1 protein-coding gene is annotated in these 708 nt (G+C 44.8%); it reads right to left on the minus strand.

Going from position 1 to position 708, the window contains the following annotated elements:
• Nucleotides 1-4 precede the first annotated feature (4 nt).
• Nucleotides 5-708, minus strand: a 704-nt coding sequence (locus LVD47_RS23320) for a transposase (RefSeq protein ID WP_236981127.1), incomplete at its 5' end; no start/stop codon positions are given.

The following is a 708-nucleotide window of genomic DNA, read 5'->3' on the forward strand; positions in this document are numbered from 1 at the left end:
CGCATTAGGAAGAATTAAGATTTAACAAATATATTTTTTCACAATGTGAAGTTCGATTTTTGTCTTTAGAGTAGTAGGCAAAATAGCGTATAAATTGGTGGACAAAATCAGTATTTTGGATTTGTGCTAGGGTTGTTCCATGTTTAGCGAAGATGTGATAGAGCCTTAAGATACTGATGGGAAGGCCCTTTTGAGCTAAGGCTTCCAGGTGCTGGAGGGTTTGAAGAAGGATTTGTTGGTGATAGAGGACAACTTTGACAAGAGTGAGATACAACAGGACCCAAGTAATGGACGGGTTGGCGGAGGTAATTTTTTGAAAAGTTTGATCGAGGTGGAGATGGCTTTTCCAACATTTAAAGAGAATTTCGATGCGCCATCGCAAGCGATAGAGTTGTCCGATGGTTTGGGCGTCGGCTACGTGGGCCTCCACATTGGTAATCCAAACGGCGTATCGTAATTGTTCATAGTAGTCTTCATCGTGAGCCGCGCGGTGATGTCGGTCTTTTTGTCGGCGCTGACAGAGGAGTTCATACTGGTTCTTAGGGCGCTGGAAGACGATGAGCCGAACGGGTACTTTTCGTTTTGATAAAAGGACGGGGCGGTCGATTTTACGGGCTCCGTTGCGAAAAGTCTTGCGCAGATCGGCAAGTAACTGGATCGGCTCGCCGTTCAAATTATAAACCTTAATACCGTATTTGAGTCGACTGA

It is taken from the genome of Membranihabitans maritimus, assembly GCF_021729145.1.
Classification (GTDB): Bacteria; Bacteroidota; Bacteroidia; order Chitinophagales; family Saprospiraceae; genus Membranihabitans; species Membranihabitans maritimus.